General features: G+C 73.1%; 24 protein-coding genes. 7 read left to right on the top strand and 17 right to left on the bottom strand.

Annotated features, from left to right (window positions below; translation table 11 throughout):
* Positions 1-143: 143 nt before the first annotated feature.
* Positions 144-1361, bottom strand: a complete 1218-nt coding sequence (locus tag DEJ43_RS20950; RefSeq protein WP_015035385.1) for an acyl-CoA dehydrogenase family protein — start codon at positions 1359-1361, stop codon at positions 144-146.
* Between the two features lie 158 nt (positions 1362-1519).
* On the opposite strand from DEJ43_RS20950, the gene DEJ43_RS38575 reads away from it, so the two are divergent.
* A complete protein-coding gene (locus DEJ43_RS38575; protein WP_051025910.1) occupies positions 1520-2116 on the top strand; it encodes a TetR/AcrR family transcriptional regulator in 597 nt (198 codons plus the stop codon).
* A 286-nt stretch (positions 2117-2402) separates the two neighbouring features.
* On the opposite strand, the gene DEJ43_RS20940 is transcribed toward DEJ43_RS38575, so the two are convergent.
* The 3 genes from DEJ43_RS20940 to DEJ43_RS20930 all read right to left on the bottom strand — a co-directional run bounded on the left by DEJ43_RS20940 (position 2403) and on the right by DEJ43_RS20930 (position 4573).
* On the bottom strand, positions 2403-3176 hold the full coding sequence (locus tag DEJ43_RS20940) for an HAD family hydrolase (RefSeq protein WP_015035382.1): 774 nt from the start codon (positions 3174-3176) through the stop codon (positions 2403-2405).
* A complete protein-coding gene (locus tag DEJ43_RS20935; protein ID WP_015035381.1) occupies positions 3173-3469 on the bottom strand; it encodes a LysR family transcriptional regulator in 297 nt (98 codons plus the stop codon). Before DEJ43_RS20935 ends, DEJ43_RS20940 begins: the two co-directional genes overlap by 4 nt.
* A 78-nt stretch (positions 3470-3547) precedes the next feature.
* Positions 3548-4573, bottom strand: coding sequence for a ScbA/BarX family gamma-butyrolactone biosynthesis protein (locus DEJ43_RS20930; protein ID WP_158506265.1), 1026 nt, complete (start codon positions 4571-4573; stop codon positions 3548-3550).
* A gap of 133 nt (positions 4574-4706) precedes the next feature.
* Between DEJ43_RS20930 and DEJ43_RS20925 the strand changes: the two genes are divergently transcribed.
* Positions 4707-5309: a ScbR family autoregulator-binding transcription factor gene (locus tag DEJ43_RS20925; protein ID WP_015035379.1), complete on the top strand. Its 603-nt coding sequence runs from the start codon at positions 4707-4709 to the stop codon at positions 5307-5309.
* A gap of 115 nt (positions 5310-5424) precedes the next feature.
* Here the strand turns inward: DEJ43_RS20925 and DEJ43_RS20920 are convergent, their stop codons facing one another.
* The 3 genes from DEJ43_RS20920 to DEJ43_RS20910 form a co-directional block, all read right to left on the bottom strand.
* Positions 5425-6489, bottom strand: coding sequence for a DMT family transporter (locus DEJ43_RS20920; protein WP_015035378.1), 1065 nt, complete (start codon positions 6487-6489; stop codon positions 5425-5427).
* Between the two features lie 237 nt (positions 6490-6726).
* Positions 6727-8325, bottom strand: a complete 1599-nt coding sequence (locus DEJ43_RS20915; RefSeq protein ID WP_015035377.1) for a class I adenylate-forming enzyme family protein — start codon at positions 8323-8325, stop codon at positions 6727-6729.
* A gap of 285 nt (positions 8326-8610) precedes the next feature.
* Positions 8611-10287, bottom strand: a complete 1677-nt coding sequence (locus DEJ43_RS20910) for an aminotransferase class I/II-fold pyridoxal phosphate-dependent enzyme (protein WP_015035376.1) — start codon at positions 10285-10287, stop codon at positions 8611-8613.
* 1024 nt (positions 10288-11311) lie between these two features.
* Here DEJ43_RS20910 and DEJ43_RS20905 point away from each other — a divergent pair.
* Positions 11312-11812, top strand: coding sequence for a GNAT family N-acetyltransferase (locus DEJ43_RS20905; protein ID WP_015035375.1), 501 nt, complete (start codon positions 11312-11314; stop codon positions 11810-11812).
* A 180-nt stretch (positions 11813-11992) separates the two neighbouring features.
* Here DEJ43_RS20905 and DEJ43_RS20900 read toward each other — a convergent pair whose 3' ends face one another.
* The 3 genes from DEJ43_RS20900 to DEJ43_RS20890 form a co-directional block, all read right to left on the bottom strand.
* Positions 11993-12856, bottom strand: coding sequence for an alpha/beta hydrolase (locus tag DEJ43_RS20900; RefSeq protein ID WP_015035374.1), 864 nt, complete (start codon positions 12854-12856; stop codon positions 11993-11995).
* Between the two features lie 207 nt (positions 12857-13063).
* Complete coding sequence (locus DEJ43_RS20895) at positions 13064-13246, bottom strand: DUF1272 domain-containing protein (protein ID WP_015035372.1); 183 nt, start codon at positions 13244-13246, stop codon at positions 13064-13066.
* 123 nt (positions 13247-13369) lie between these two features.
* A complete protein-coding gene (locus DEJ43_RS20890; RefSeq protein ID WP_015035371.1) occupies positions 13370-13774 on the bottom strand; it encodes an ArsR/SmtB family transcription factor in 405 nt (134 codons plus the stop codon).
* A 93-nt stretch (positions 13775-13867) separates the two neighbouring features.
* On the opposite strand from DEJ43_RS20890, the gene DEJ43_RS20885 reads away from it, so the two are divergent.
* Together DEJ43_RS20885 and DEJ43_RS20880 are read left to right on the top strand one after the other, a co-directional pair.
* Positions 13868-16198, top strand: a complete 2331-nt coding sequence (locus DEJ43_RS20885) for a heavy metal translocating P-type ATPase (protein WP_015035370.1) — start codon at positions 13868-13870, stop codon at positions 16196-16198.
* 93 nt (positions 16199-16291) lie between these two features.
* Complete coding sequence (locus DEJ43_RS20880) at positions 16292-16705, top strand: SgcJ/EcaC family oxidoreductase (RefSeq protein ID WP_015035369.1); 414 nt, start codon at positions 16292-16294, stop codon at positions 16703-16705.
* A 124-nt stretch (positions 16706-16829) separates the two neighbouring features.
* Here DEJ43_RS20880 and DEJ43_RS20875 read toward each other — a convergent pair whose 3' ends face one another.
* The 3 genes from DEJ43_RS20875 to DEJ43_RS20865 form a co-directional block, all read right to left on the bottom strand.
* Entirely contained in the window at positions 16830-17474 is a 645-nt protein-coding gene (locus DEJ43_RS20875) for a hypothetical protein (RefSeq protein WP_106433732.1), read from the bottom strand.
* A 151-nt stretch (positions 17475-17625) separates the two neighbouring features.
* A complete protein-coding gene (locus DEJ43_RS20870) occupies positions 17626-18003 on the bottom strand; it encodes a VOC family protein (protein ID WP_015035367.1) in 378 nt (125 codons plus the stop codon).
* Between the two features lie 92 nt (positions 18004-18095).
* A complete protein-coding gene (locus DEJ43_RS20865) occupies positions 18096-18821 on the bottom strand; it encodes an NADPH-dependent F420 reductase (RefSeq protein ID WP_071892475.1) in 726 nt (241 codons plus the stop codon).
* A 345-nt stretch (positions 18822-19166) separates the two neighbouring features.
* Here DEJ43_RS20865 and DEJ43_RS20860 point away from each other — a divergent pair, with 345 nt between their 5' ends.
* On the top strand, positions 19167-19928 hold the full coding sequence (locus DEJ43_RS20860; RefSeq protein ID WP_015035365.1) for a formylglycine-generating enzyme family protein: 762 nt from the start codon (positions 19167-19169) through the stop codon (positions 19926-19928).
* Between the two features lie 113 nt (positions 19929-20041).
* Here the strand turns inward: DEJ43_RS20860 and DEJ43_RS20855 are convergent, their stop codons facing one another.
* The gene (locus DEJ43_RS20855; protein WP_181399458.1) at positions 20042-21016 is read right to left on the bottom strand and encodes an EamA family transporter; all 975 of its coding nucleotides are present in this window, start codon (positions 21014-21016) and stop codon (positions 20042-20044) included.
* A 153-nt stretch (positions 21017-21169) separates the two neighbouring features.
* On the opposite strand from DEJ43_RS20855, the gene DEJ43_RS20850 reads away from it, so the two are divergent.
* A complete protein-coding gene (locus DEJ43_RS20850; protein ID WP_041662745.1) occupies positions 21170-22027 on the top strand; it encodes a LysR family transcriptional regulator in 858 nt (285 codons plus the stop codon).
* Positions 22028-22047: 20 nt separating this feature from the next.
* Here the strand turns inward: DEJ43_RS20850 and DEJ43_RS20845 are convergent, their stop codons facing one another.
* The 3 genes from DEJ43_RS20845 to DEJ43_RS20835 form a co-directional block, all read right to left on the bottom strand.
* Positions 22048-22305, bottom strand: coding sequence for a DUF397 domain-containing protein (locus tag DEJ43_RS20845; RefSeq protein ID WP_015035362.1), 258 nt, complete (start codon positions 22303-22305; stop codon positions 22048-22050).
* The gene (locus tag DEJ43_RS20840) at positions 22283-23131 is read right to left on the bottom strand and encodes a helix-turn-helix domain-containing protein (protein WP_015035361.1); all 849 of its coding nucleotides are present in this window, start codon (positions 23129-23131) and stop codon (positions 22283-22285) included. The genes DEJ43_RS20845 and DEJ43_RS20840 overlap by 23 nt, the downstream gene beginning before the upstream one ends.
* A 795-nt stretch (positions 23132-23926) precedes the next feature.
* A complete protein-coding gene (locus DEJ43_RS20835; RefSeq protein ID WP_015035360.1) occupies positions 23927-26806 on the bottom strand; it encodes an FAD-binding and (Fe-S)-binding domain-containing protein in 2880 nt (959 codons plus the stop codon).
* Positions 26807-26827: the final 21 nt, after the last annotated feature.

The raw sequence follows: 26827 nt of genomic DNA, 5'->3' as shown, positions 1-26827 counted from the left end.
CCGCGGCTCACGGCCCAGCCATGGCCCGGCTCACGGCCCAGTTCGGCGCCCGGCTCTTCCGGGGGACGCCGCCGGGGCGGAGGACTCATGCCCCCGGCGAGCTTCTGGAGACGGCCCCCGTCCTAGGTCGCTCCCCCGGGCGTTCAGGGTGACGTCGGGAACACCGTCGCCGCGTAGGCGGCCGCCGCCGGGGCCGGTTGGAGGGCCGCGTGCGCGGCTATCGCGTGGACGTCGCGCCAGGCGCGCTCCAGGCCGCCGCCCGCGATCAGGCCCCGCGCGCCGCCGGCCCGCATCAGCCGCTCCACCGCGCCCACCAGCAGGTCCACGGCCCCCGCCGCGTCGCGTTGGTTGAGCGCGGTGACCGCCTCGCGGGCGTCCCTCGCCCCCGCGGCCCCGCCCGGCCAGTCGTCCGCCCGGGTCGCCGCCGCCTTCAGCAGGAGGTGCGCCGCGTCGATCTCCGCCGCGCTGCGGGACAGCGTCTGCTGGACCACCGGGTCCTCCGTCAGCGGCCGGCCGTCCGGGAGGCGGCGTAACCCCGTCATCAGCGTCCACGCCTCCAGCGCTCCCCGCGCCGCGCCCAGCGCCGGCGCCGCGAACTGGAGGGACGCGACCAGCTGGTACGGCACCCGGTGGCACGGGGCCACCTCGGCGGGCGCGTCGCCGGCCTCGCTCCCGGCCGCGCCCTCCCCCGGGTCGACGGCCCCCGTCACCACCCCCGTCACCAGCGTCTCGCGCAGGAACGTGCGGTGCTCCGGTACGAAGACCTCCGCCGCCTCCTCGATCACCACGCTGTGGCTGCCCGTCGCCCGCAGCCCCACCGCGTCCCACGTCTCCCTGATCCCGACCCGTTCACGCGGCACCGCCAGGACCCGGTAGCCGGGCGCCCCGGCCCCCGAGTGGTCGAGCGAGGCGAGCAGCACCCACTCCGCGTCCTCCACCCCGCTCGCGAACGCCCACTCCCCCGACAGCCGCCACCCTCCCGGCACCCGCCGGAGCCGCCCCGCCGGGGGCACCACCGCCGCCGCCACGCGGGTGTCCGGCGAGTCGCCCCACAGTTCGCGCTGCCCCTCGACCGGCAGGTGCGCGGCGAGCCGGCCGTGGGCCGCGAGCAGCGCCCCGCACCAGGCGGTGGACGCGCAGGCCGTCCCCACCTCGGCGACGGTGTCGAGGAGTTCGGCGAACCCGCCGGCCCGGCCGCCCCAGCGGCGCGGGACGAAGTGCCGGGCGAGCCCGGCGGCGGTCATCGCGGTGACGACCTCGGGGTGGAGCCGTCCGCTCCGTTCCGACCCCTCCGCGTGGCGCGCTGCGGCGGCGTACAGGTATCCGGTGGCGAGGGAAGCGGGCGTGTCGACGACCGTCATGACGTGGACTCCTTGAGTGGTGGTACTGATGCGAGTAGAAAAAGATTCGGTCTGGAAGGTATTTTCTGTGGGGCCGTCATGCATCCATGGAGGTCCGAAGGAACACGAACACAGCGACGGGAGGCGGACGCTCGGTGAAGCAACAGGACAGGGCCCGCATGACCTACGACCTGGTGCTCGGCGCCGCTGCCGCCGAGTTCGCCCTGCACGGATTCGCGGGGACGAACCTGGCCGACATCACGGCCCGCACCGGACTGACCAAAGGAGCCCTCTACGGACACTTCTCGTCGAAGGCGGACCTCGCCGGCGAACTGACCCGCTCCTTCGAGTCGCGCTGGGCCGACGCCCTCGCCACCGCCGCCACCCGGGGGGCGGGCGCCACCGCCCAACGGGGCACGGCACTGACCGCCCTGCGCGGACTGCTCGTCGAGCTGAGCCGCAGGGTGTACGAGGACCTGCCCTTCGCCGCCGGCCTCCGCCTGGTCATGGACGCGGCCCGCGCCGAAGGAACCGTCCCCGTCCAGCTCGGTGAACTCTGCGGTGTCGTCGAGCTGTTGATCCGCAGGGGCCAGGAGGAGGGCTCGGTGTCCGACGCCCATCCCGCCGGACTCCTCGCCCAGCTCGCCGTGGCGCTCCTGGTCGGGGCCCCCGCCGTGGTGCGGGCGACGGACACGACCGGCCCCGCCGATCTCGTACGCGAGGTCTGGGACGTCCTCGAACCGTCCCTGTCGACCGCTCGCCCCGCGACCGCCTGACCGGCCGCTCCCCGACCACGCCTACCGACCCCGCCCCCCGCCCGGAGCCTCCGTGGCGGCGGGGCTTCCTCGGCGGGTCGTGGTCTTCCAGGCGCTGAGCGATGACGAGTGTGACGTCGGTGAGGAGGGTCTCGCCCGTGACGTCGGTGACGTCGGTAACGAGCCTTCCGGGGTGCGGGGGGGGACGGGGGAAGACAGTCATGCACGTGAGGGCGAGGACAAGAGCGGCACCCTCCCGAGCGGCCCCCGGCAGATCCTCAGGCCGTCCGCGGCCTCATGACGGCTCTCAGGCCGCCTGCGTCACCGGCCTGCGGGCGGTCGCCGCGGCCGTGCGCGCGGCCGAGGGCCGGCCCGGAGCGGGCGCCGGGGCCGAAGGCGCCGCGGCGGGCGCGGGGCCCGGGAGCCAGGACCAGCCCGCCGTCTCGGAGGGCGGTGCGGAGACCGGTCCGTCGCCGACGAGGACCGGGTGACCGACGGAGCGCAGCAGCGGCAGGTCGCTCTCGTCGTCGGCGTACGCGAAACACTCCTCGGGCCCGAGCCCGAAGGCCGTCATGATCCGGCGGGCCGCCTCGCCCTTCGCCTCGCCGAGCATCGGCGGGCCGACCAGTTCCCCGGTGAGCACTCCCTCCGAGGTCACCTCGGGCACGGTGCACACGACGAGGTCGGCGCCGATGTCGCGGGCCAGCGGCTCCAGGCAGGCGGAGAAGGCTCCGGAGACGAGGACGACGAGGTCGCCGGCGCCGGCGTGGCGTCGGAGCGCCTCGTACACGGGGGTGTGGAGGAGTCCGCCGGTGCGGGCCTTCTCGTACCACTCCTGTCCGCAGGTCTCCAGGTCGTCGAGGTGGCTGCCGGCCAGGAAACGGAAGAAGGTTCGGTTCACCTGCTCGCGGGGCACGCCCTCGCGGATCATGCGCCGGAGTTCGGCGTGCGCCGCGGCGAACCTGCGGGCGGCCACTTCGCCGCGCCCCCAGAAGCGGGCGAGGACGCAGGCCATGCTCTTGCAGGTGATCAGGGTCTCGTCGACGTCGAAGAACGCGGCGCGGCCGGGAGCGATGCTCATGCTCTGCCCCCTCTGGCCCGGCCGCCGGCGCCGACCGGGCCCGCGATCTCGTGCTGGGCGGTGTCGACCAGTTCCAGGATCTGTTCCGCCAGCGGACGCAGGCGCGCCCCGGCCGGCGTCAGTTCCACGGAGCGGTTGCCGCGCCGCTGGAACAGCGACGCCCCCATGTCCTCTTCCAGGCCCTTGATCTGCGCGGTCACGGCGGGCTGGGAGTAGTGCAGGTTGTGCGCCGCGCGGGTGAAGCTGAGTTCTCGGGCCACTTCGCGGAAGGCCCGTAAGTGCTGGAGTTCCATCGCTCTTTCCTTTCTACGTCTCTACGTCTCTACGCCTCTACGTCGGTCCGTTCGTCCTTCGGGTCGCGCCTCCGGCCCTCACGCGCGGCGGGCCCCCGCCGTCGCGAGCACGCGACCTCCCTGGGTCGCCGACAGCCGCATCCGGCCGTCCCCCGCGGTCGTCGCCGCCGCTTGGACGGTCACCGCCTCGCCCAGCTCCCCGAACACCGCGAACTCGGCTTCCAGGGAGGCCAGTACGGTCCCTCCACAGAGTTCGAGGGCGGCCTGCCGGAAGGCTTCCAGGAGGAGCATCCCGGGGACGTGGTCCGACGGGTGCTCGAAGTACCCGGGGTGCGTGGGGTCGACGTGCAGCCGCCACTCGCCGGTGCCGGCCGGCCGTATCGCCGTCCCCGGCGCGGGGCGCAGCACGCCCCGTCCGTCGCCGGGGGCCCCGCCCTTCCTCTCGTACGCGGACGGGCGGGCGGGCGCGGTTCCCTCGTACGCGGACGGGCGGGCCGACACGGTCCCCTCGGTACGGCCCCGCTGCCGGAGGCGGGCGTACCGCACCCCGTCGATCACGGTCACCCCGGCGGAGGCGCGGGCGCACTCCCGTCCGCCGACCTCGATCACCATGTCGAAGCGGGCGTCGAAGCGCCGCGGGTTGCGCGCGCCGGGGATGCCGGCCGTCCGTCCGCCCGGCGTGGCGACGTTCACGTCGAGGACCACCGCGAGCGGTCCGGCGCCGACCCGGAGCGCGGCCGGGTCGCTGATGTGCAGCGACAGGGCCTTGAAGATGAAGTGGTGGCCGAGCGGCACGTCGTAGTGCCGGTGGCTCAGGTAGATCCCGGCCTGCCGCACGGTCTCGACGAGGAGCATGAAGTCGCACTGCCCGGTCTCCTCCGGGCGGTACAGGGCGTGGTTGCGGGGCAGTTGGGCCCCGATCAGGAAGCGGTCCGCGCCGGCGACGGCCGCGTCGGTGAGGAAGACCTCCGTCACCGAGGCGCGGTGGACGAGCCGTCGGGAGATCGTTCGGTCGAAGCTGAGGCCGTCCTTGGCCTCCCGCACGAGAGACTCCAGTGACTCCAGGGGCTCAAGCGGCTCAAGAGGCAATACGGTCTGCAGCACACCGATGGACATCCTTTTCCCCCTCAAGGTGAATCATCGTTGCGACGAGGGACCTCGGCGGCCCCTCGGCAGCAAGAAATATACCTTCGAGAATGTATATTGCAAGGCATACGAACGAGAGAGGCGGACAGGCATGGCGACACCCCGAAGCCAACCGAAGCAGGAGCGCGCCCGGCGTACGAAGGTGCACATCCTCCAGTCGGCGGCCGAGCTCTTCGCGGAGCGCGGCTACGCGACCGTCACCCTGCAGGACGTGGCCGAGCGCGCCGAGATGACCAAGGGCGCGGTGTACTTCCACTACACGAACAAGGAGGCCCTCGCCGTCGCGGTCGTCCAGGAGCACTACGCCCGCTGGCCCGAGATCCTCAAGGGCGCCGAGGGCGACCACGCGGAGCCGTTCGACATGCTCACCGCCGTCCTCGACACGGTCACCCGGGCGTTCGCGCGGGACATCGTCGTCCAGGCCGGCGCCCGGCTCCAGATCGAGCGCGCCCTCATCGACGCCGAGCTCCCGGAGCCGTACGTCGGCTGGGAGGACTACCTCACCCGCCTCATCGCCGAAGCCCGGGACGCGGGACAACTGCGGGACGGAGTGGAACCCCGCGCCGCGGCCCGCGTCCTCGTCTCCGCCTTCTTCGGCATGCAGCACATCTCCGACGTCCTCAGCGGCCGCTCGGACCTCACCGAGCGGTACGAGGAGCTGCGCACCGTCCTCCTCGAAGGCCTGCGCCGCTGATCGGCCGCCAGGCCACCGCGCGGGACCGGAAAACGGCGTGGCCCCCCACGAGGTGTGGGAGGCCACGCCATAGGCGTTCCCGGGGACGCGCACCCGGGCCGTACGGGTCGGGGCGTCAGGACCTGGTGCCCGACCCGACCGGCGCGGGAGCGGAAGCGGAACCCGAACCGGAGGCCGTACCGGAGGACGTACCGGAAGACGAGCCGACGGACGGTCCGGACGCGGCGGGCGCCGGGGACGCGGCGGGGGCGGCCTTGGCGATGCGCCGCAGGTACAGGTTGTTGAAGACCAGCGCCGCCGCCGTGAGCGAGGCGCCGACGATCTGCACGCCGGCCGGGACGACCCCCGTCAGGGCGGAGATCACGAAGGCGGTCACCGGCACCACGTCCATGAACAGGACGCCGTTGAGCGGGCCGAGGTAGCGGTTGCCGAAGTTCCAGCCGAGCACACCCACGAAGCCGGCGATGACGCTCATGTACGCCAGCTGCGGAAGGATCGTGCCCACGGCACCCGCCGTCGGGACCGGCACCCCGCCGGCCGCCAGGATGACCGCCGTGATCACGGTGGCGCTCGCGAGCCCGAGGACCGTCGTGATCGCCGTGTACTTGATCGGGGACCAGGTCGGGAAGTAGCTCGCACCCGACGTGTAGACGACCCAGCACAGCGCGGCGAAGAGCAGCAGGGCGTCGGCGCCCGCCTCCTTCGGGGAGGCGATCAGGGAGCCGATGTCGCCGTTGGAGACGACCAGGATGGTGCCGACGAAGGACATCGCGATGAAGACGAGCGAGAACTTCGGCGGGACGACCTTCTTCATGACCCAGTTCACCAGGAAGCCCATCATGGGCATGGTCGCCATCATGATCGAGGCGTTGAGCGCGCCCCGGGCGCCGATGAGGTCCTGCCCGAAGAAGACCAGGAACTGGAAGCCCGCGAACCCGGCGGTGCCGAACAGCCAGGCCAGGCCGATGCGTTCGCCCTTCAGGCGCAGCCCCTCCCGCCCCTCGCGCATCCGCAGGAAGACCAGGAACATCGCGCCGGCGATGGTGTACCGCATGACCGTGAAGGTGAACGGGTCGATGTGCTGGAGGGTGGAATCCATGAGGGGGAACATCGCGCCCCAGGACACCGTGGCCAGGAGGCAGAGAAGGACGCCTCGCGTGTACGTGTTCTGACTGTTCATGACTCTTCCTGTCAGGCCTGTTCCGGCTGGGAGTTGAGGAGGGGAAGGGGAGGTAGGGCTACGGGGGTGAGGCGGGGAATCCGAGGAGGGAGGGCCGGCCGGCGGGAAGGGGGTCCGCCGGCCGGGGGCCAGGAACGACGACCGGGCAAGGTCCACCGGTCGGCGGGGTCGGCCGGTCGGCGGGTCGGACGGGTCGGCCGGGTCTGCGGGTCGGACGGGTCGGCGGGGGCGGCCGGGTCAGACCCCGACCGTCTCCGCCTCGCGCTCGTCCGCCGGCCGGATGTCCAGGAGCGGGAGGACCGACTCCAGGAGCTGGGCCGCCCGGACCTTGCCGGTGGGGCTGTACGGGATGGCGTCGACGGGCACCACGTACGCCGGGAGGCAGGGCACGCGGCGGGCGCAGGCGGCGCTGACCGCCCGGTAGCCGCTCTCCTGGCGTTCGGGCGCGACCGGCGTGAAGGGCACGACGAGCACCTCGCCGGCGCCGGGGAGACTGGTCCGCAGGACGGCCGTCTCGCGGACGCAGGGCAGGTCCATCAGGTCGGCTTCGAGCCCGAAGATGTTGACGTCGAGCGGCTTGCCCGCCTCGGCCTTGGCGACGCCGTCGTTGCGGCCGGTGAGTTCGAGCCGGCCCGCCTCGTCGACGAGCCCGCTGTCGCCGGTGAGCAGGAACCGCTGGGTGCGGCCGCCGTAGTCGAGCGTCATGAAGTCGGGCTCGCTGGTCGCGTAACTGTCCATCAGCTGGTAGCTCGCTATGGCGACCCGGCCGCGGCTGCCCTTGGGGAGCGGGCGGTTCTCGGCGTCCAGGACGACGACGGTGTTGCCGGGCATGGGACGGCCGGAACGGCAGGGAGCCACGTGCAGCTCCTCGGGTCCGATCATGACGTTCACGCCGGTCTCGGTGGTCCCGTAGTAGAGGTGGAGGACGGGGCCGAGACGGTCCCAGGCGTTGTTGATGACCCAGCGGTTGAGGTGCCGGCCGCCGGAGAGGACGAAGTGCAGCCGGGACGTCTTGTGCAGGTGCTCGGAGTCGGGGTGGGCGACGACCCGGGCGAGGACGGGCGGCACCATGAGGGTGGTGGAGACGCCCTCGTCCTGGATGATGCGGATGAGCTCCCCGGCGTCGTCGTGCGGGCCGAGAACGACGGTGCCGCCCAGGGTGAGGAAGATGCGCGCCCAGCCGGGCCCGGAGGCGTGGTAGAGCGGCACGGTGACCAGGTGGACGTCCTCCTCGTCGAAGGCGTACTGGTCGACGAGATCGGCGAAGCGGCGGGCCTCGAAGGAGGTCCGGCGGACGACCATCTTGGGCACGCCGCTGGTGCCGGAGGTGAAGGAGAAGGCCTCGAAGGGCTGCTCGACCGGCTGGGGGTCGCCGGGCGCCGAGACGAGGAGGTCGGTGAAGCTGACCGAGACGGTCTGGCCGTCGGGCAGGCCGACGGGCTCGCTGTCGAGGAATATGTCGAGTATGTCTCTGCCGTTCGGCCAGCCGCACTCCTCCAGGAGGGCGCGGTGGGCCCGCGAGGTGATCACGACGGTCGGTTCCAGCTGGTCGAGCGCCGCGCGGGTGGCGACGGGGCCGGCGGTGTAGTCGAGCCCGACGCAGGGGATGCCGAGCGAGCTGACGGCGGCCATGGAGACGACCAGCTCCCAGCTGTTCTCGGCGAGGAACACGGCCCGGGCGGGCCGGGTCTCGGGCAGCAAGTCCTGGATGGCGCAGGACACGCGGCTGACCTTGTCGGAGAAGCTCGCCCAGGTCATACGGGTCTCGCCGTCGACGACGGCGACGCGCTGGGGCCAGCGGGTGGCGTGCTTACGGATGTCCGCGATCTTGATCATGGAGGTGTTCTCCCTCGAAGTCGGGATCGGAGGCGGAGTGGCGCGGCGGAGTGGGGACGACCGGCGCCGGGATCGCTGCCGGGGTGGAGCGGGCGCCGGAGCGCGGGTGGAGCCGGGGTGGAGCGCAGCCGAGCCGGGTGGAACTGGCGCGGGAGCCGGGGTGGAGCCGGCATCGGAGCGCGGGTGGAGCCGGGCGGAACTGGCGCCGGAGCCGGTGGAACTGGCGCGGGACTCGGGGTCGAGCCGACGCCTGCGCCGGGGGTGGAGCCGGGAGGTGAGGTGTGGTCAGCTGGTGGCCACCGCGGTGGCGACGGCCGTGGCCGCGGCGGCCGAGACCGTCGCGGCGGTCGTGCCCGCCGCCGAGACCGCGGCGGCCGCGCCCGCGAGCCGCTCCGAGGTGGGCGGCGGCGCGGCGAGGTGGCCGGCGGGGACCGGCAGGGCCCCCGTCGCCGCCGCCTGCGCGGCGAGCGCACCGGCCGAGACGGTCGGGTTCCGCAAGGTGTAGATCTCGCAGCCGCTGGAACGGAGCGTGTCGATCTGACTGAGCGTCCGCTCGCAGAGCTTCTCGCCGGGCACCGTGATGGGGATGCCGGGCGGGTACGCGATGATGAAGTGCTCGGAGGTCCCCGCCGCCAGGGCCTCGGAGGCGCTCCGGTACGTGCGCTGGATCGTGCGCAGCGCGTCGAGGAGCCGTAGCAGCGTCGCCTCGTCCACCCCGATGTGGATGTGGAAGAGGACGGCGTCACCGCTCTCCCGGGCCACGTACAGCGCGTACTCGTCGAAGAGCATCCGGCGGAAGTCCGCCGCCGTGATGCCGAGGGCGCTGATGTCGACGAGGACCCGGGTGGGATCGTCGCTGACCAGCTGCGCCGGGTCGGTGAGGTGGCCGTCGGGCCCGAGCGGGCGGTACGCCGAGAGCCTCGGGTCGGTGGCGAGTTCGACGCGCAGGGTGCGGGCGAGCCCGAGGGAACGCCCGAGGAGCGCCTCGCCCTCGGTCTCGGCCTGGAGCCTGGCGAGGTCGAGGCTGGCGAGCACCGGCCAGCTGGGTGAGGTGGTGTGGTGCTGGAAGAGGGCCTGCGCGGTGCGTTCGCGGGCTTCGCCGTCGCCGATGAGGTGCAGGTACGAGCCTTGCCGGAGCGCCGACATCGACTTGTGGGCGGAGTGGGTGACGGCCACGTTCATGGTGAACCGGGGATCGGCGGCGCGCAGCGTCTCGACGGCGTGCAGCGCGGTGAGCGGGCGCAGCCGGGGGTGGAAGCGGTGCGCGGCGCCCCAGGCCTCGTCGACGAGGACGGCGACGCCCGGGTGGACGGCGGCGAGTTCGGCGAGGACGGTCGGCAGGTCGTAGCGGACACCGTCGTAGGAGACGGCGGAGAGGACGACGGTGTCGTAGGGCCGGCCTTCGACGGCGGCGGCGCGGAACATCTCCAGGAGCCGGGGCAGGTCGGCGTACGTCCGTGGGCAGTCCTCGCAGCAGCGCTGCATCGGCGCGTAGGCGACGGAGACGCCGAGGGAGTTGAGCGCGAAGTGCACCGACTGGTGGCAGGAGCGGTCGGCGAGCACCCGGGAGCCGGGCCGGGTCATGGCGGTGAGGGCGACCCGGTTGGCGGTGCTGGTGCCGGCCGACAGGAAGAACGTGGCGTCGGCGCCGAAGCTGCGGGCGGCGAGCCGCTGGGCCTCGCGGAGCGGGCCTCGGGGCCGGAAGAAGGAGTCGAGCATCGTGCCGCTGTACGACACGTCGGCCGCGAGCTGCGCGGCGCCGAAGAGCGCCTCGTAGGTCTCCCGCATGTGGGAGTCGCGGATAGACCGGCCGTGCGAGAGCGGCAGCGCGTGGAACGTGGCGATGTCACGTCGGGCGACTGCGAGCACGGCGTCAGCGAGGGGTGTCCTGCCGTCCGGGTAGGCCCCGGGGCGAGCCGGCCGATGGGCCGGCTCCGGAGTGGAGCTGGTGGATGCGGTCATGGACCCATGAAATAAAAACCTTCACGAAGGTATCAACTGTAATCAGGGACGCTGATGGAGGGGGAGGGAGGGCAGGGAGCGGACCTGCGACGATGCCGAAGCGCGACGGTGGGGGCCGGGGCCGGGCGGGGCCGGGCGGCGGCGGCCGAGCGCGACCGGGGGCTACCGGGCGACTGCCCTACCGGGCGGCCGGGGCCCCCGGACCCCCGCGCCGCCGAGGCCGGCGGCCGCGAGGCCGCAAGGCCGCAAGGCCGCAAGGCCGCAAGGCCACGGGCCCACCCGGGCCGCGAGGCCCGCAAGGCGGCCAGGCCGCCGGACCCCCGGGCCGCGAGGCCGCCGGGCCACGGGCCGCCAGGCAACCCGGGCCGCGAGGCCGCCAGGTCGCCGGACCCCGGGCCGCGAGGCCGCAGGGCCACGGGCCGCAAGGCCGCAGGCCCGCGGGCCGCAAGGCCACCGGCCCACCCGGGCCGCCAGGCCGCCGGACCCCCGGGCCGCCAGGCCACAGGCCGCCGGACCCCCGGGCCGCGAGGCCGCAAGGTCGCAGGTCGCAGGTCGCAAGCCGCATGGTCGCAAGGTCGCCGGACTCCCGGGCCGCGAGGCCGCAAGGCCGCCGGACCCCCGGGCCGCCGGACCCCCGGGCCGCCGGACCCCCGGGCCGCCGGGCCGCCGGGCCGCCAGGCCACCGGCCCACCCGGGCCGCGAGGCCGCAAGGCCGCGAGGTCGCCGGACCCCCGGGACGCGAGGCCGCCAGGCCACGGGCCACCCGGGCCGCGAAGCCGCAAGGCCGTCGGCCCCCCGGGCCGCGAGGTCGCCAGGCCGCCGAACCCCCGGGCCGCCAGGCCGCCGAACCCCGGGGCCGCGAGGCCACCGGCCCACCGGGCCGCCAGGCCACCGGCCCACCAGCCCCGGCCCTCGCCCCCTGCCCCCTGCCCCCCTGCCCCTCGGCCCACGCCCCCGGCCCACGCAGATTCGTTCCGATCACCGCCAGGCCAGCGGCAGTTCGGCGTTCTCATAAGGTGTTCGGATGAGCCAGCACCTCTTGATCGGGCACCTATCAGCTGACCGTCTCGACGATCTCGAACCCCTGTGGAAAGCACTCCACACCCACCACGTGGCCGTGGCCGGGCATCTCGAAGAGCTCTCTCCCTCCCTGTCCCCTGAGGCTTCGTGGCGGCATCGCAGGGCCAAGTACGAGACATGGCTGGCTTCCCCGGATGCCTTCGTGCTGGCCGCCGAAGCCGGTGGCGAACTTGTCGGCTATGCCCTGGCCCGTGTGAAGGATCAGCCGCCGGGTTCCTGGGAACGAGGGGCGAAAACCGGTGTCCTGGAGAGTCTTTCCGTACGGGCCGACCAGCGGGGCGGCGGGATCGGGACTCGCCTGTTCGAGGCGGTCCGTGCCGAGTTCGTGGCGCGGGGAGCGCGCGAGTACCAGCTCGACGTCATCGCCACCAACGCGGACGCCATCCGCTTCTACACCCGCCAGGGCCTCGTGCCGTACGTGACGACTCTGGTCGGCCGCAGCTAGGCGGTTCCGTCTGGGCCGTTGTGCCGACCGGAGGAAGATGCCCGTGATGTGGAGCCCGGCCAGGTAGGCGTTCCTCGCGGTCCGGTGGTCGGCACTCTCATGCCCATGCCCATGCCCGGAGGGTGGACGGCGTCCCCGTTGCCGGGGCGACCGGCGGCGGGGACGCCGAAACGGGTGGTGCTAGACCAGGCCGGTCAAGAGGTCCGCGAAGAGTCGCGGCCGGCTGAAGTAGCCCACGTGTGACGTGGCCAGGGTGTGCACCTCGAACGGGTTGTCCGGCGTCAGCTCGTCCGCTTTCCGGATCATGTAGTCCTGGACGGCCGGCGTGATGCCGCGGTCCTTCGACAGACGGACGTAGGTGTGCGGGATGCGGCCCCACCCGTCGGCCCGGACCAGGGCCCCCGGCTCCAGCACCGCGTAGGTCTCGTCCGGGTCCATCGAGTCCAGCAGCACGCGGAACTGGTCGTCGGTGGAGTCGGCCATGATGGCGGCCTTCAACTGGGCGAACAGGGCCGGATCGGCATGGGCGCTACGCCAGTTCAGCCGGGCCACAGCGGGGTCGCGCACGTCCGGCACAGTAATCCCAGCCGCCGCCGCGTCCAGCAGGTTGTCGTCCACCACGTCCCACGGCTCGGTGAGCATGGCCGGGGTACTGAGGCACAGCGCGGAGAGGTAGACGACACGGTCGAGCAGGTCGTGCGCGGCGTTGGCGACGGCGCTGACCGTCAGGCCACCGAGGCTGTTGCCGACCAGGACGACCGGCCCGTGCTCGGCGAGCCGGCGCACGGCGTCCACCACGTGCTCCACGTTGTCCCGCAACGTGACACCACGCATCGGGGAGGGAGCGGCGGCCAGCGCCGCCATGTCCTGGGGCTGCCGGTAGTAGGCGGCGGGGCCGGCGGCGCGATCACCGTGGCCGGGTAGGTCGACGGCGTACGAACGGTGCCCGAGCAGGGCCAGTTCGTTCTGCAACGGGCTCCAGGCCCGGGAGTTGCTGGAAGCGCCGTGCACGAAAACGAACGTGGGGCGCGAGTGAGCGCGCATGGTGGAGTTCCTCGTCATCCGGAGGCGAACGATGGACGTGGACCCCGGTGTCGGCGACGCGGCCGACTCCGCGGGTCAGGACGTCGACCGCGTGCGCAGGGCCTGCCAGTTGTGGATGACGGAACTCATGCCGGCGAGCGTAGCGGACCCTGCGGAGAGCTCGAGAGGAATAACGTCGATGCACCGACCCACCGCGCCTCCGGTCGCCTACCCGGCGACGCGTCGCGGGCGGGGAACGAGTTCGCCGCCGCAGTTGGGGCAGACGTTCCGCATCTCGTCGGCGCAGGGCACGCAGTAGCTGCACTCGTACGAACAGATCCGCGCGGGACCGTCCGCCACCAGCACGGCCACCTCGCACCGCTCGCACCGCTCACGCATCTCCAGAGCCACGACGACTCCCTCCCTCGTACCGAGACGAACCATTGATCGACATCGTCGCGCCGGCCGGGACTCCCCCGAAACAGCCCGCAGGCCAATGATCAACAGGATCGGGACGCGCCGGGACGCCGCCGGCTACGGACCGGTCGGCGCCCGCTCCGGCGCCGCTTCCTCGCCGAGGGCCGCCGGGGCGTCCCGCATCCCGAGCCGCAGGTGCTCGACGTGGTAGAGCGCCTGGTCGAGGAGTTCGGCGACGTGGTTGTCGTACAGGGCGTAGACGATCGAGCGCCCGTGGCGCTCGCCCGTGACCAGCCCGAGGTTACGCAGCAGGCGCAGCTGGTGGGAGCAGGCGGAGGCCTCCATGCCGACGGCGTCGGCGAGGTCCCCGACGGAGCAGGGGCCCTCCTGGAGGCGGGCGAGGATGTGCAGCCGCGAGGGGGTCGCGAGGGCCTGGAGGGTGGCGGCGACATCGGCGGTGCCGACCGCGTCGAGGCGCTCGCGGGTGGTGGCGCTCCTGGCGGTCTCGGTTCCGTGGCCCATGGGGTCATCATAACGATGACACCTGAAGACCTGTTCAGATGTTCCTGTATGGTGAGGGCGATGCCGCACCCGCCCGCGAAGGGTTGATTTGTCATGCCTTCTGCCCTCGACCAGCGCCCCGCGCCCACCGCCGCCGGACCGCGCCCGGCGGCACCCCGGCGCCGCACGCGCGTCCTGGCACTCCCGGAAGCCCGCTGGGCCCTGGCCGCGCTGGTCCTCTTCCTGGCGGCCCTCCCGCTCAAGCTCCTCGACGCCCCCGCGTGGACCTGGGCGCCGCTGTTCGCCGCCACCTACGTCACCGGCGGCTGGGAACCGGGATGGGAGGGCCTGAAGGCCCTCAAGGACCGGACCCTGGACGTGGACCTGCTGATGGTCGTGGCCGCCCTCGGCGCCGCGGCCATCGGGCAGGTCCTGGACGGCGCGCTGCTGATCGTCATCTTCGCCACGTCCGGCGCGCTGGAGGCGGTGGCGACGGCCCGCACCGCCGACTCCGTACGCGGCCTGCTCGACCTCGCCCCCACCACCGCGACCCGCCTCCTGCCGGACGGGCGCGAAGAACGGGTCGCCGCGGAGGAGCTGCGCGTCGGGGACACCGTGCTCGTCCGGCCCGGCGAGCGGGTCGGCGCGGACGGCCGGGTACTCGACGGCGCGAGCGAGGTCGACCAGGCGACCATCACCGGCGAACCGCTGCCGGTCGCGAAGCGCGCGGGCGACGAGGTGTTCGCCGGCACGGTCAACGGCACCGGGGCCCTGCGCGTACGGGTGGGACGCGACCCGGCGGACTCGGTGATCGCCCGGATCGTCCGGATGGTCGAGGAGGCCTCCGAGACGAAGGCCCCCACGCAGCTGTTCATCGAGAAGGTCGAACAGCGGTACTCGATCGGCATGGTGATCGCGACCCTCGCCGTCTTCGCGGTCCCGCTGGCCTTCGGCTCCGCGCTCCAGCCCGCCCTGCTGCGGGCCATGACCTTCATGATCGTGGCGTCGCCGTGCGCGGTGGTGCTGTCGACGATGCCGCCGCTGCTCTCCGCCATCGCCAACGCGGGCCGCCACGGGGTCCTCGCGAAGTCCGCGGTCGTGATGGAACGCCTCGGGCAGGTCGACACGGTCGCCCTCGACAAGACCGGCACCCTCACCGAAGGCACGCCCCGAGTGACGGACGTACGGCCGCTGGTGGGTACGGAGGTCGGCGCGGGGCGCGGTGGTGGCCTCGATGTGGATCTGGGCGCGGATCCCGGCTCGGACCCCGACGGGCACCTCGACGCTGACGGCCTGCTCGCGCTGGCGGCCGCGGCCGAGCACCCCAGCGAACACCCGCTGGCCCGCGCGATCGTCGCCGCGGCACACGAACGCGGCCTCGCGGTGGCCGCGGCGACGGACTTCACGTCGGTACCGGGCCGGGGAGTCACGGCGACGGTCGAGGGCAGGACGATCGAGGTCGGCTCCCCGACGAGCACCCCGGCCGGGGCCGACGCCCCGACGAGCAGCGCCACCGGGACCAGCTCCCCGACGAGCAGCGCCACCGGGACCAGCTCCCCGACGAGCAGCGCCGCCGGGACCGGCTCCCCGACGAGCGACACAGCCCGGCCCTACGCGCCCACGAACAGCACGGCCAAGGCCGGCTCCCCGACGACCAGCCCCGCCGGCACCAGCTCCCCGACGAGCCGCACCGCCGCAGCCGACACCCCCACAAGCAGCTCGGCCAAGGCCGGCTCCCCCACGAGCGCCGACCCGAACGCCCAGCAAGCGGCCGCGGTCGTGCGGGTGTTGGAGGAGCAGGGCCGTACGGCCGTCGTGGTCCGGCGTGACGGCGTCGCGGTCGGCGTCCTGGGTATCGCCGACCGCCTTCGCCCCGACGCCCGCGCGACGGTGTCCGCGCTCACGGCGCTGACCGGCCGCGCGCCGGTCCTGCTCACCGGCGACAACGAAAGCGCGGCCCGCCACCTGGCCGCCGAGGCCGGCATCACGGACGTGCGGGCGGGCCTGCTCCCGCAGGACAAGGTCGCGGCGGTACGGCACTGGGAGAGCGAGGGACGCCGCGTCCTGGTGGTCGGGGACGGAGTCAACGACGCCCCGGCACTCGCGGCCGCGCACACCGGCATCGCGATGGGCAAGGCGGGCTCGGACCTGGCGCTCGAGACGGCGGACGCGGTGGTCGTACGCGACGAACTCGCCACGATCCCCGCCGCGGTGGCCCTCTCCCGCAAGGCCCGCCGCCTGGTCGTACAGAACCTGGTCATCGCCGGGGCCTTCATCGCGACGCTGGTCACCTGGGACCTGATCGGCACGCTGCCGCTACCGCTGGGCGTGGCCGGCCATGAGGGCTCCACGGTCGTCGTGGGCCTGAACGGCCTGCGCCTGCTACGGGAAGCGGCCTGGCCGAACACGCACACACCGGGGTACGAGGCTCCCCCCGGCGATTAGGGGGTCCCGCCCGATCAGGTCCGGGTCGGTCGCCCTCAGCACCCCTACGCCTGCGATAACACGCTTGACCTCAACCGCACTTGAGGTGTGAGGATGATCCACATGACTACGGAATCCGTATCCCACGCGGCAGACATCGAAGCGATCAACCAGCTCGTCGCCACCGTCGAGCACTCCCAGCAGAACAAGGACCCCGAGGAGTTCCTCGCCCTCTTCCACCCGGACGCGATCTGGACGACGGCCCACGGCAAGGTCCTCATCGGCCTCGACGCGATCTCGGAGTTCACCCGCAAGGTTCTCCCCGCGGCGAACTGGGACGGCAAGGTCACCTACGAGGTGAGGCACGTGTTCTTCATCCGCCCCGACGTCGCGGCGGTCAAGGTCCGTCAGCGCTACCTGGCCCCGGGCGACGAGAGCGAGGGCGCCCCGCTGTACGTGATCTCGAAGCAGGCCGACGGCCGCTGGCTGCTGACCGCCTGCCAGAACACGGGCGTCGTCGCCGACTAGGACCTGTCCGGTCGATCAAGCTCGCAGCCGTACAGAGTCGGGGATCGCGTGCCGGATGCCGCGTCGCCGCAGCTATTCGCGGCAGGGCCCGTGGCTGTACGCCGTATCGCCGGGGCCCGCGTGGTCATCGGCCGGAACGGCTGGCGGTCCCCGGCGTGCGGCTCGCGAGCCAGGCAGCGATCCGCTTCTGCAACTCCTTGTCGGTGCGGGGATAGTCCCAATGTGCGTACCACTCAAGGTGTTGCAGGATGTTCTCGGAGCGGGCCGGGTGGGCCACCGCCCTCACGTCGACACCGATCTCGCCCGTCGAGCAGCCGATGTACACGCTGCCGTCGAGCGCCATCATGCTGAAACCCGGGTGGCCCGCACGTATCCCGAGGAACGCCGATGCCGCACCCCGGCCCATGATGTCCCAGCGGTCGAGGAGGCGGACCCGGGTCCAGACCGGCGGTGGGGTGTGGCGGCCGTAGTGCAGGTGCTCCTTCGGCAGGAGGGCCTGGTGCGTGTAGATGCCGTGCGGAAGCAGGACGAGGAACTCGCGCCGGTGGTCGAAGAGGCCCGAGGAGACAGCCAGGTCGTACCAGTCCTCGTTGAGACGCTCGACGAGCCGTGGGGTTTCGTACGGGTGGGAGAAGCCTCCGGCAATGTCCTCGCGACCGTATCCGGCGACGAACGGCATCGTGCCGTCCGGCACGGCGTCCGGGATCACCTCGAGGCCGGCCCGCCGCAGCGGCCGGTACATCTTGCGTTCCCGCTCCTGGATACCCACGGGTCAGTGTTCTACCAGGCGCGGCGCGCCAAGAATTCCCGGCCCGGAACGTCTCCCGTTTCCCGACCTCTCGGATCGGACCGGTGCTCGGATCAGAGGCGTGATCGGCCGGATAGGTCCTAGGACTCCGCCGGCTGACCAGTCCCGGCGCTCAGTGCCTGACCAGGCAGAACGGGTGGCCCGCCGGGTCCGCGTAGACGCGCCAGCCTCGGGCGGGTTCGCCGGCGTCCAGGAGGCTCGCGCCCTGGGCGAGGACCTGCTCGTGTGCCGCGTCCAGGTCCGGGACGCCGAAGTCCAGGTGGAACTGCTGGGGCCGCTCGGGGGACGGCCACGTCGGCGGGCGGTGGTCGGCGACCCGCTGGAAGCAGAGGACGAGGCCGCCGGGGGTGTGCAGGGTCGACCAGTCCTCGTCGAGACCCCAGCGCCGGTCCGGCCGGTCGACCTCGCCGCCGAGCACCGAGCGGTAGAACCCGGCGAGTTCGCGGGGCGCGGGGCAGTCGAGTACGAGGCACTGCAGTTCAGCGATCATGCGCGGATCCTAGGAGGAGGCGTACGGCGCCGCGAGGACGTCGGAGCGCACTGCCTTCCGGGTGTTGCGGCGTCCCGACACCAGGACGCCCGTCACCCCTCCCCCGCCGCTCCCCGCACCGCGGACTCCACGAGTCCGGCCACCCGGGCCGCGGGGACCGCCGTGCCCGGGGTCCGGAGGGTCCAGCGGAAGAACTCCGCAAGGCTCAGGGCGGGAACCTCGCCGAGGTACGGCCGTACGTACACCGGCGTGTCCGGTTCGCTGCGCCAGCTCGTGGCGAGCGGGCCCGTGTCCACCGCGTCGTACCCCAGGACGTCCAGCAGCCGGCCCGCCAGCGCCTTGGCCTCCGCGTCGTCGCCCGCCAGGGGAAGCGCGCTGCGGTCCGGCGCACCCAACGGGCGGGCAAGGGAAAGCAGTTGATGTGGGGTGATGTTGTTGAAGGCCTTCACGAGCCGCGCCTCCGGGAGCAGCCGCTGCGCCCACGCCGTGGAGGTCAGTTCGCCCGCGTCCAGTTCGGGCAGCCGGCCGTCCCGTTCGGGGTGGTAGTTCGCGGTGTCGATCACCGTCCTGCCGGCCAGCGCGTCGGCGGGCAGCAGGCGGTAGGCCGTCAGCGGCACGGCGGCCACGACGAGGTCCGCCGCGCGGGCCGCCTCCGCCGGGGTGGCGGCGCGGGCGCGGTCGCCGAGTTCGGCGACGAGACCGGTGAGCGTCTCGGGGCCGCGCGAGTTGCTGAGGACGACGTCGAGCCCGGCGGCGACGGCCAGTCGGGCCACGGAGGTGCCGATCATGCCGCTGCCGATCAGACCGACCGTCCTGATGACTCCAACGTCTCCGACTGTTCCACGTGGTCCAGGCACGGCGTCTCTCCGTTCATCGCAAGGCGGGTGGATGGCTACGCAGGTGACCCCCGACCCGCAGCGTGAAACCGCAACGCCAACCCTGCCAGACCCCTGTTGTGCGTACGCGTCGCATGAACACATTCCCCTCCCGCCTTCCGCCCCGCCCATGGGTATGGGGCCTCGGCGGGGGACGACCGAAGACCCGGGCAGGAGGGACCCGAGGTCCTGGTTCCAAGGTCGCTGAGGACATGGGCCCATCGGCCGACGCGCACCCCGACCGCCAAGGTGATCATGTGAGTTGCGCACGTGAGCCAAGGAGTGTCAATGCAGGTGGAGCGGGTGGAGCACGTGAAGCAGGTGGAGCAGGTGAACTGGGTCGACATCCCGGCAGGGTTGCTGCGCCGAGGTACGCCGGTCGACGAAGTCCCGGCAGTGGCCCGCCGTTACGCCGACACCGGGGTGCCGGTGGAGTGGTACCTGAAGGAAGCTCCCCGCGCGGAGGTCCACGTCCCGGCGTTCCGGGTCGCCCGCACCCCGGTCACGGTCGGCCAGTGGGCACGCTTCGCGGCGGCCACCGGCCGACCGGCCCCCCAGGGCCCGGCAGACCACCCGGTCATCGGGGTGCCCTGGGAGGCGGCGACGGCCTACTGCCGGTGGCTCGGAGAACAGCTCGGCCACGAGGTGCGGCTCCCCACGGAGGACGAGTGGGAGCGCGCCGCGCGGGGCGACGACTGCCGGGAGTTCCCGTGGGGCGACGCGTACCGAACCGGTCTGGCCAATCTGGTGGACCTGGGCATCGGCACCACCACGCCGGTCGGCTCGTTCCCCGACGGAGCCAGCCCCTTCGGTGTGCTGGACATGGCGGGCAACGCCGACGAGTGGACCTCCACCCTCTACGCCCCCTACCCCGGCGCGCCCGCCGAGGTGGCGACCACCGAAGATTGGGCCTTCGACCGGCACGTCACCCGAGGCGGCGCCTTCCGCCACGACCGGGACCTGGCCCGCTGCGCTCGTCGGCACGGCGCCTATGAGCCGGACCTGGAGGCGATCGGCGTGGGCTTCCGCCTCGCGGCACCGGCCGCGTAGAAGTAGAACCGGACATTGGGGCGGGATCGCCGGCAGGACGTCCTCGCCCCCGATGCCGACCTCACCCCCGACGCCGGCCTCGCCCCCGACGCCTAGCGCCTCGCGCCTAGCTCCTACGCCGACCGTCCTCGCTCTCGCTCTCGCCTCGTCGCTCGCGCCTGGGTGCGGACCGCTCCCATGCTCGCCGCGATGACGAGGGCGATCGCGAGGGCGTCCGTCAGGGACAGGGCCTGGCTGAGGATGAGGAAGCCGGCCGTCGCCGCAATGGCCGGTTCCAGGCTCATCAGGATGGCGAACGTGGGGGCGGGCAGGCGGCGCAGGGCGAGGAGTTCGAGGGTGTACGGCAGGACGGACGACATCAGGGCGACCGCGAGGCCCAGGCCGATCGTCGACGGTACGAGGAGCTTGTCGCCCGCCTCCGCGATGCCCAGCGGCAGGCTGAGGACGGCGCCGAAGGCCATCGCGAGCGCCAGCCCGTCCGCCTGCGGGAAGCGCCGGCCCGTACGCGCACTGAACACGATGTACGTCGCCCACATCGCGCCCGCCGCGAGCGCGAAGGCCGCGCCCAGTGGGTCGAGCCGGTCGAAGCCGCCGCCGCTGAGCAGGACGACGCCGCCGAGGGCGAGGCCCGCCCAGAGGAGGTTCATCAGGCGGCGGGAGGCGACCACGGAGAGGATCAGCGGGCCGAGGACCTCCAGGGTCACGGCGGCGCCCAGCGGAATCCGGTCGGCGGCCTGGTAGAAGAGGATGTTCATGCCGGCCATCGCCGCGCCGAAGGCGACGATGGTGCCCCAGTCCGCGCGGCCGTAGCCGCGGACCTTGGGGCGGCAGACGATCAGCAGGACGGCGGCGGCGAGCACGAGCCGCAGGGTGACGACGCCGAGGGCGCCCGCCCTCGGCATGAGGAGCACGGCGAGGGCCGACCCGAACTGCACGGAGAGCCCGCCGGTGACGACGAGCGCGACGGGCCCGAAGCGGTGACCCGCGAGCCCCTTGGGTCCGCGGCCGCCCTGGGAGACGCCGACGGCGGCCAGTGACTCGGGGTCGACCGCGGTGCCCACCGGGCCCGCCTCCTTGACCGGACTGATGTCCACCGACCACTCCTCAAGTGTTCATTGCATTGAACTTCCAGTCCAGAATAATGCACCATCGGTCCACTGTCACCGGAGTTCCCCTCCCACGCTACGAGCCCCCGCGCGGCGCCGGAAATGCCGATTGCGCTGCGGTTATGCTCCGTACGCATGAGCATCGAGCTGCGCCACCTCCGCTGCTTCCTCGCCATCGCCGAGGAATCCAGCCTCACCAGGGCGGCCGCCCGGCTCCACCTCACCCAACCCGCCGTCTCCCGCACCCTCGCCGCCCTGGAGCAGCACCTCGGCGCCCGGCTCGTCGACCGCTCCACCCACCACCTCGCCCTCACCGCCGAGGGCCGCGCCTTCCAGGACCGGGCCGCCGCCGCGCTCGCCGCCTTCGAGGCCGCCGTCGACCCGGCCCGCCTGCGGCACCGCCCGCTCCGCCTCGGACACGCGTGGTCGGCCTTCGGCCCCTACACCACACCCCTGCTCCGCCGCTGGCAGCGCGAACACCCAGAGACCCCGCTCGAACTCCTCCGTATCGACGACCGCACGGCGGGACTCACCCGGGGCGAGGTGGACGCGGCGCTGCTCCGCGGCGCGGTCGATGCGCCGGGCCTGGTCACCGAGGAACTCACCACCGAGGAACGAGTGGCGGCCGTACCGGCCGACAGCCCCCTCGCGGAACGGCCGCACCTCGCCCTGCACGACCTGGCGGGCGGAACCGTCGTCCTGAACACGGTCTCCGGCACGACCACGCTCACCCTCTGGCCGGCGGGAGCCCGCCCGGCCGCGACGGTCACGGTGGCGAACACCGACGACTGGCTCACGGCGATCGCGGCGGGCCGGGGCGTCGGCGTCTCGTCCGCGTCGACGGCGTCACTGCACCCCCACCCGGGCGTCACGTACCGCCCCCTGCCGGACGCGCCACCGCTGCCGGTGGTGCTGGCCTGGCGGGACGCGTTCCCGCACCCGGCGACGGGGGCGCTGGTGGCGATGGCCCGGGAGATCGTCAGCGGGGACTGACGCCCCTCATTCGGGCCGGATCAGAACCGCCCCTGCGCGGCGGCGGCCACGAACACCGCGAAGGCGGCGGGGGTGGCGCGGAAGTGGGGGCCGTGGGGGTTCTTGGAGTCGCGAACGGCGATGTGGGGGACGAGATCGGCTACCTCGACGCACTCGCCGCCGGTGTTGCCACTGTGGGAGGACTTGAGCCAGGTGGCGGGGCCGAGGGGGGCGCACTCGATGCAGTCGCCGCCGGTGTTGCCGCTGAACGAGGACTTACGCCACTCCACGCTGGTCATGCTCGATCCGGTCCCCATACTGCTCCTCCATGACGCGCATGATCAGTTCCGCCGAATCCTCCACGGACAGGGCGGACGCCTGCAAGTGAGCGTAACGAAGGGCGGCTTCCCTCAGCGTGTCCAGATCGGCCGTCATGTGCCCGGAGATGAGGTCCTCGGTGTACACAACGTCCGGATCATTGTCGAAACGCAGGGCATTGAAAGAGCCGATCAGGCTCGCGTGCTCCCCCGCCGCGAACGGCAGTACCTGGATCCGCACCCAGCGTTCCTCACGGAAGCTGAGCAGGTGGGCCAGTTGCGCACGCATGATCTGAGGGGAGCCGATGGGGCGCCGCAGGGCGGCCTCGTCAAGAATCACCCACACCATCGGCGGACGGTCGCAGGTCAGGATCCGCTGACGCTCCAGTCGCGCCGCCACCAGCTCTTCGAGCTTGTCCGGCAACCCCGTCGCCAGCACCGCCCGGGCGTACTCCTCCGTCTGAAGCAGGCCGTAGACCATCTGCGACTGGTACGTCGAGATGTACGCCGCCTTCGCCTCCATCTCGGCGTACGGCTGGAACCAGCTCGGCAGCTGGCTCCTCAGCACCAGGCCTACCAGGCGGGTGAAGAACCCGCCCGTCACGAGCGCCGCGTCGAGCCGTTCCGAGAAGTCGCGGGTCGGGACCTTCTTCGCCGTCTCGATCTGGCCGATCAGGGACCCCGTGCAGAAGACGATGCCGCCGAGCTGGCTCTGCCCGAGTCCGGCGGCCTCGCGCAGGCGGCGGAGTTCGGATCCGTAGTAGTCCAGCGGTGAGGCGGACGGATCAAGGCTGCGGATGTTGACCACGAGGAGGGCACCCCCAATGTCGGCTCACGCCGACAGTAACGGGGCGCCTCGTCCCGGAGGCCCGAATCAGGCAACCGGCCCACTTTCGAAGGAACTTGGACCTGCGAGCGCATGAACGCAAGCCGGGCGGCAACGACGCGGCCGACAAGCGAGCTCGTGGCCGGTGGGTCGGATTCCGTCGGCTCGGGGTGCGCGGTCGTTGAATGGGGCGGTCGGGGTCCGGCCCAGCGACGAAATGCCGACTGGGGTCGGGCTTCAGGCCCCGCTGGTCACTCCCGGTGGGTGGGAGCGTGAGTAACTGCGCACTACTCCGAGTAACCCGCCCCGAACCAAGCCACATTAGAGGCAAATCACGCTTATCGGGCGGTGAAAGTGCAAGAAACTCACGCCACCAGCTCCCACCACCCACCAAGACAGACCAGCGGGGCCTGAATCCCGGCCGAAGGACGGCGGTCGGCCGCTGAGCCGAGCCGGGCCGCCCCATTCAACTGCCGCGCACCCCCACCCCACCGGACTGCGCCCACCGGCCCCCGCAACGAACCAAGCCCCCACCCACCGGCCCGTCGCCCGCAAGCGCCACCGGTGGACTGCCCGAAGCCCGGCGTAGGCCCCGGCCCTCGGCCGCCCTCCGAGTGTGAAAAGGCGGCCTCCGCCGCCGGGTCAAGGGTGCAGCGCAGCGGAATCGGCGAAGCCGACGCGACGAAGGAGCGCCCTTGACGCGGTGGTGGAGGCCGCCACACTCGGAAAGAGGGCGGCCGCGCCCGCACCCCACCAGGCACGCTCACCCCCAGGGCCTCAAGAACCCGTCTCCCCCTCGTCCACCGCCTCCGCCAGTACCTCCGCCAGGTGTCGGCCCCGGACGCCCGCCAGGTCTCCCATCTGTGTCCTGCAGGAGAAGCCGTCCGCCAGGACGGTTGCCTCCGGGGCCGCTCCCCTCAGCGCCGGCAGCAGCTGGTCCTCCGCGCACGCGACCGATACCTCGTAATGGCCCGGCTCGAAGCCGAAGTTTCCCGCGAGGCCGCAGCACCCGCCCGCGAGGTCTCCCGTCAGGCCCGCGCGTGTGCGCAGGCGGCGGTCGGCCGCGTCGCCGAGGACCGCGTGCTGGTGGCAGTGCGTCTGGCCGGTCACCGGGCGGTCCAGGCGCGGCGGCTCCCAGTCCGGTGCCAGCGTCTCCAGGGCCTCCGCGAAGGTCCGTACCGAGGCCGCCAGGCGGGCCGCCCTCGGGTCGTCGGGCAGCAGTTCCGGCAGGTCGGTGCGGAGGGTCGCCGCGCAGGAGGGTTCCAGCACCACGACGGGCCCCGTGGGTCCGGCGGCCCCTTCCGCACCCCCTGCCATCACGTCCAGCGTTCTCCGCATCACCCTCCGCGCCGCCCCCAGCTGGCCCGTCGACACGTACGTCAGCCCGCAGCACACCCGGCCCTGCGGGAGTGCCACGCCCAGGCCCGCCGCCTCCAGGACCCGGACCGCCGCCCGGCCCACCTCCGGCGCGAGATGGTCGGTGAAGGTGTCGGGCCAGAGGGTGAGGGCCGCCGTGCGGACCGAGGCGCGTTCGGCGAACCAGGACGTGAAGGTCCGGTCCGCCACCCTCGGCATCGCCCGCTCCGGCGTCACCCCGGCGAGGCGCGCCGCGAACGGCAGCCGCATCCCGGCGTTCAGCCCCCGTCCGAACACGTCGAGCCAGTGCGGCAGGCGGCCCATCGTCCAGTGCGAGCGCGGCCGGCGCAGGAAGCCGAGCGGGCCGGCGTAGTGCCGGTCGAGGAACTCCGCCTTGTACGCCGCCATGTCGACGCCCACCGGGCAGTCGCTGCGGCAGCCCTTGCACGACAGGCACAGGTCGAGCGCCTCCCGCACCTCCTCCGAGCGCCAGCCGTCCGTGACGACCTCGCCGAGCGCCATCTCGTGGAGCAGTCGCGCCCGGCCCCGGGTGGAGTGCTTCTCCTCCCCCGTCGCCCGGTAGGACGGGCACATCACGCCCGGTCCGGAACTCGGTCCTGCCACGCGGCACTTGGCCACGCCCACGCAGCGGGCCGCCTCCCTTCCGAGGCCCACCAGGGGCAGTCCCGCGAACCGCAGGCCCTCGTCGAGCGGGCGGGGGCGGACGAGCATCCCCGGGTTGAGGCCGCCGTCCGGGTCCCACACGTCCTTGACCGCGCCGAAGAGCCCGACGAGCTCCTTCCCGTACATCCTCGGCAGCAGTTCGGCCCGCGCCTGTCCGTCGCCGTGCTCCCCGGAGAGCGAGCCGCCGTGGGCGACGACGAGGTCGGCCACGGCCTCCGAGAAGCGGCGGAAGTCCCCTACCCCCTTGTCCGTCCACAGGTCGAAGTCGATCCGAACGTGCACGCACCCGTCACCGAAGTGCCCGTACGGGACCCCGTGCAGCCCGAACTCGGCCAGCAGCGCCCGGAATTCACGCAGGTACGCGCCGAGCCTGGCCGGCGGCACCGCGCAGTCCTCCCACCCGGGCCAGGCCTCCGTGCCGTCCCGGCTCCGCGTCGCCGTGCCCGCCGCGTCCTCGCGGATCCGCCACAGCGCCCGCTGCCCCGCCGGGTCCCGCACCACGGTGGAGTCGACCGCGTCCGCCGCCCGGACCAGCGCCCGTGCCGCGCCCTCCCCGTCCACCTCGCAGAACAGCCACGCCGCACCGCGAGGCAGTCCGGCGGCGCCCCGTACGAGATCGGCCGCCATCCCCTCCACCGTGAGCGGCCCGTACGGCAGCAGCCCCGCCGCCGCCTCCGCCGCCGCGCTCTCGTCCGCGTACCCGAGCACCACGAGCACCGGCTCGGCCGGCAGCGGGACGAGCCGTACCGTCGCCTCCGTCAGCACCCCGAACGTGCCTTCGCTGCCGCAGAACGACCGGGCCACGTCGACGCCCCGCTCGGGGAGCAGCGCGTCGAGCGCGTAACCGGAGATCCGGCGCGGCAGCCCGGGCGGGTATCCGGTCCGCAGGAGGGAGAGGTGACCGCCGACGAGATCGAGCAGCCCGGCCGGAGCCCCCGAAGCCCCCGAAGCCCCGGAACCGGCGAGCGTCGAACCGACGGCCCCCGAAGCCGCGACCCCCTCCGGTCCACCCGGCCCCTCCCGCCCCGCCCGCCCCAGCGTCAATCTCTCGCCCCGGTACGTCACCACATTCAGCGAGCGCACGTTGTCCGCCGTCGTGCCCCAGGCGACCGAGTGCGCCCCGCACGCGTTGTTGCCGATCATGCCGCCGAGGGTGCAGCGGCTGTGCGTGGACGGGTCCGGGCCGAAGGTCAGCCCGTACGGGCGGGCCGCCTCCCGCAGCCGGTCGAGGACGAGCCCCGGGCCGACGACCGCCGTCCGGCCCTCCGGGTCGAGCGAGACCAGCCGGGCCATGTGCCGTGTGAAGTCGAGCACGACGCCCGTCCCCGTGGCCTGTCCGCCGATGGACGTGCCGGCGCCGCGCGCCACGACGGGCGTCCCGTGCGCCCGGCACACCTCCAGGACCGCCGCCACGTCGTCGGCGTCGCGCGGCGCGACCGTACCGACCGGCACCCGGCGGTAGTTGGAGGCGTCCATCGTCGTCAGGGCGCGCGCGGTGACGGAGAAGTCGACGTCTCCGGCGACGGCGGCGCGCAGCTCGGCGGCGAGTCGGGCGGCGTCCCCGGCCCGTTCCTGGTGTGTTCCCACAAGCCCAGGATGTCTCAGTCCTCGTCTCATCGGGCGGACATCCGGCGACCG

Origin of the sequence: Streptomyces venezuelae ATCC 10712, from assembly GCF_008639165.1 — a bacterium.
GTDB lineage: Bacteria > Actinomycetota > Actinomycetes > Streptomycetales > Streptomycetaceae > Streptomyces > Streptomyces venezuelae.
This window is presented reverse-complemented; position numbering and strand designations above follow the sequence as displayed.

Coding starts and splice junctions, on each gene's coding strand:
- DEJ43_RS20870 (WP_015035367.1), bottom strand. CDS start 18,003: ATGATCGCTGAACTGCAGTGCCTCGTACTCGACTGCCCCGCGCCCCGC.
- DEJ43_RS20940 (WP_015035382.1), bottom strand. CDS start 3,176: ATGAGCATCGCTCCCGGCCGCGCCGCGTTCTTCGACGTCGACGAGACC.
- DEJ43_RS20850 (WP_041662745.1), top strand. CDS start 21,170: ATGAGCATCGAGCTGCGCCACCTCCGCTGCTTCCTCGCCATCGCCGAG.
- DEJ43_RS20880 (WP_015035369.1), top strand. CDS start 16,292: ATGATCCACATGACTACGGAATCCGTATCCCACGCGGCAGACATCGAA.
- DEJ43_RS20910 (WP_015035376.1), bottom strand. CDS start 10,287: ATGACCGCATCCACCAGCTCCACTCCGGAGCCGGCCCATCGGCCGGCT.
- DEJ43_RS20845 (WP_015035362.1), bottom strand. CDS start 22,305: ATGACCAGCGTGGAGTGGCGTAAGTCCTCGTTCAGCGGCAACACCGGC.
- DEJ43_RS20860 (WP_015035365.1), top strand. CDS start 19,167: ATGCAGGTGGAGCGGGTGGAGCACGTGAAGCAGGTGGAGCAGGTGAAC.
- DEJ43_RS20835 (WP_015035360.1), bottom strand. CDS start 26,806: ATGAGACGAGGACTGAGACATCCTGGGCTTGTGGGAACACACCAGGAA.
- DEJ43_RS38575 (WP_051025910.1), top strand. CDS start 1,520: ATGACCTACGACCTGGTGCTCGGCGCCGCTGCCGCCGAGTTCGCCCTG.
- DEJ43_RS20920 (WP_015035378.1), bottom strand. CDS start 6,489: ATGAACAGTCAGAACACGTACACGCGAGGCGTCCTTCTCTGCCTCCTG.
- DEJ43_RS20885 (WP_015035370.1), top strand. CDS start 13,868: ATGCCTTCTGCCCTCGACCAGCGCCCCGCGCCCACCGCCGCCGGACCG.
- DEJ43_RS20950 (WP_015035385.1), bottom strand. CDS start 1,361: ATGACGGTCGTCGACACGCCCGCTTCCCTCGCCACCGGATACCTGTAC.
- DEJ43_RS20905 (WP_015035375.1), top strand. CDS start 11,312: ATGAGCCAGCACCTCTTGATCGGGCACCTATCAGCTGACCGTCTCGAC.
- DEJ43_RS20900 (WP_015035374.1), bottom strand. CDS start 12,856: ATGCGCGCTCACTCGCGCCCCACGTTCGTTTTCGTGCACGGCGCTTCC.
- DEJ43_RS20925 (WP_015035379.1), top strand. CDS start 4,707: ATGGCGACACCCCGAAGCCAACCGAAGCAGGAGCGCGCCCGGCGTACG.
- DEJ43_RS20935 (WP_015035381.1), bottom strand. CDS start 3,469: ATGGAACTCCAGCACTTACGGGCCTTCCGCGAAGTGGCCCGAGAACTC.
- DEJ43_RS20890 (WP_015035371.1), bottom strand. CDS start 13,774: ATGGGCCACGGAACCGAGACCGCCAGGAGCGCCACCACCCGCGAGCGC.
- DEJ43_RS20915 (WP_015035377.1), bottom strand. CDS start 8,325: ATGATCAAGATCGCGGACATCCGTAAGCACGCCACCCGCTGGCCCCAG.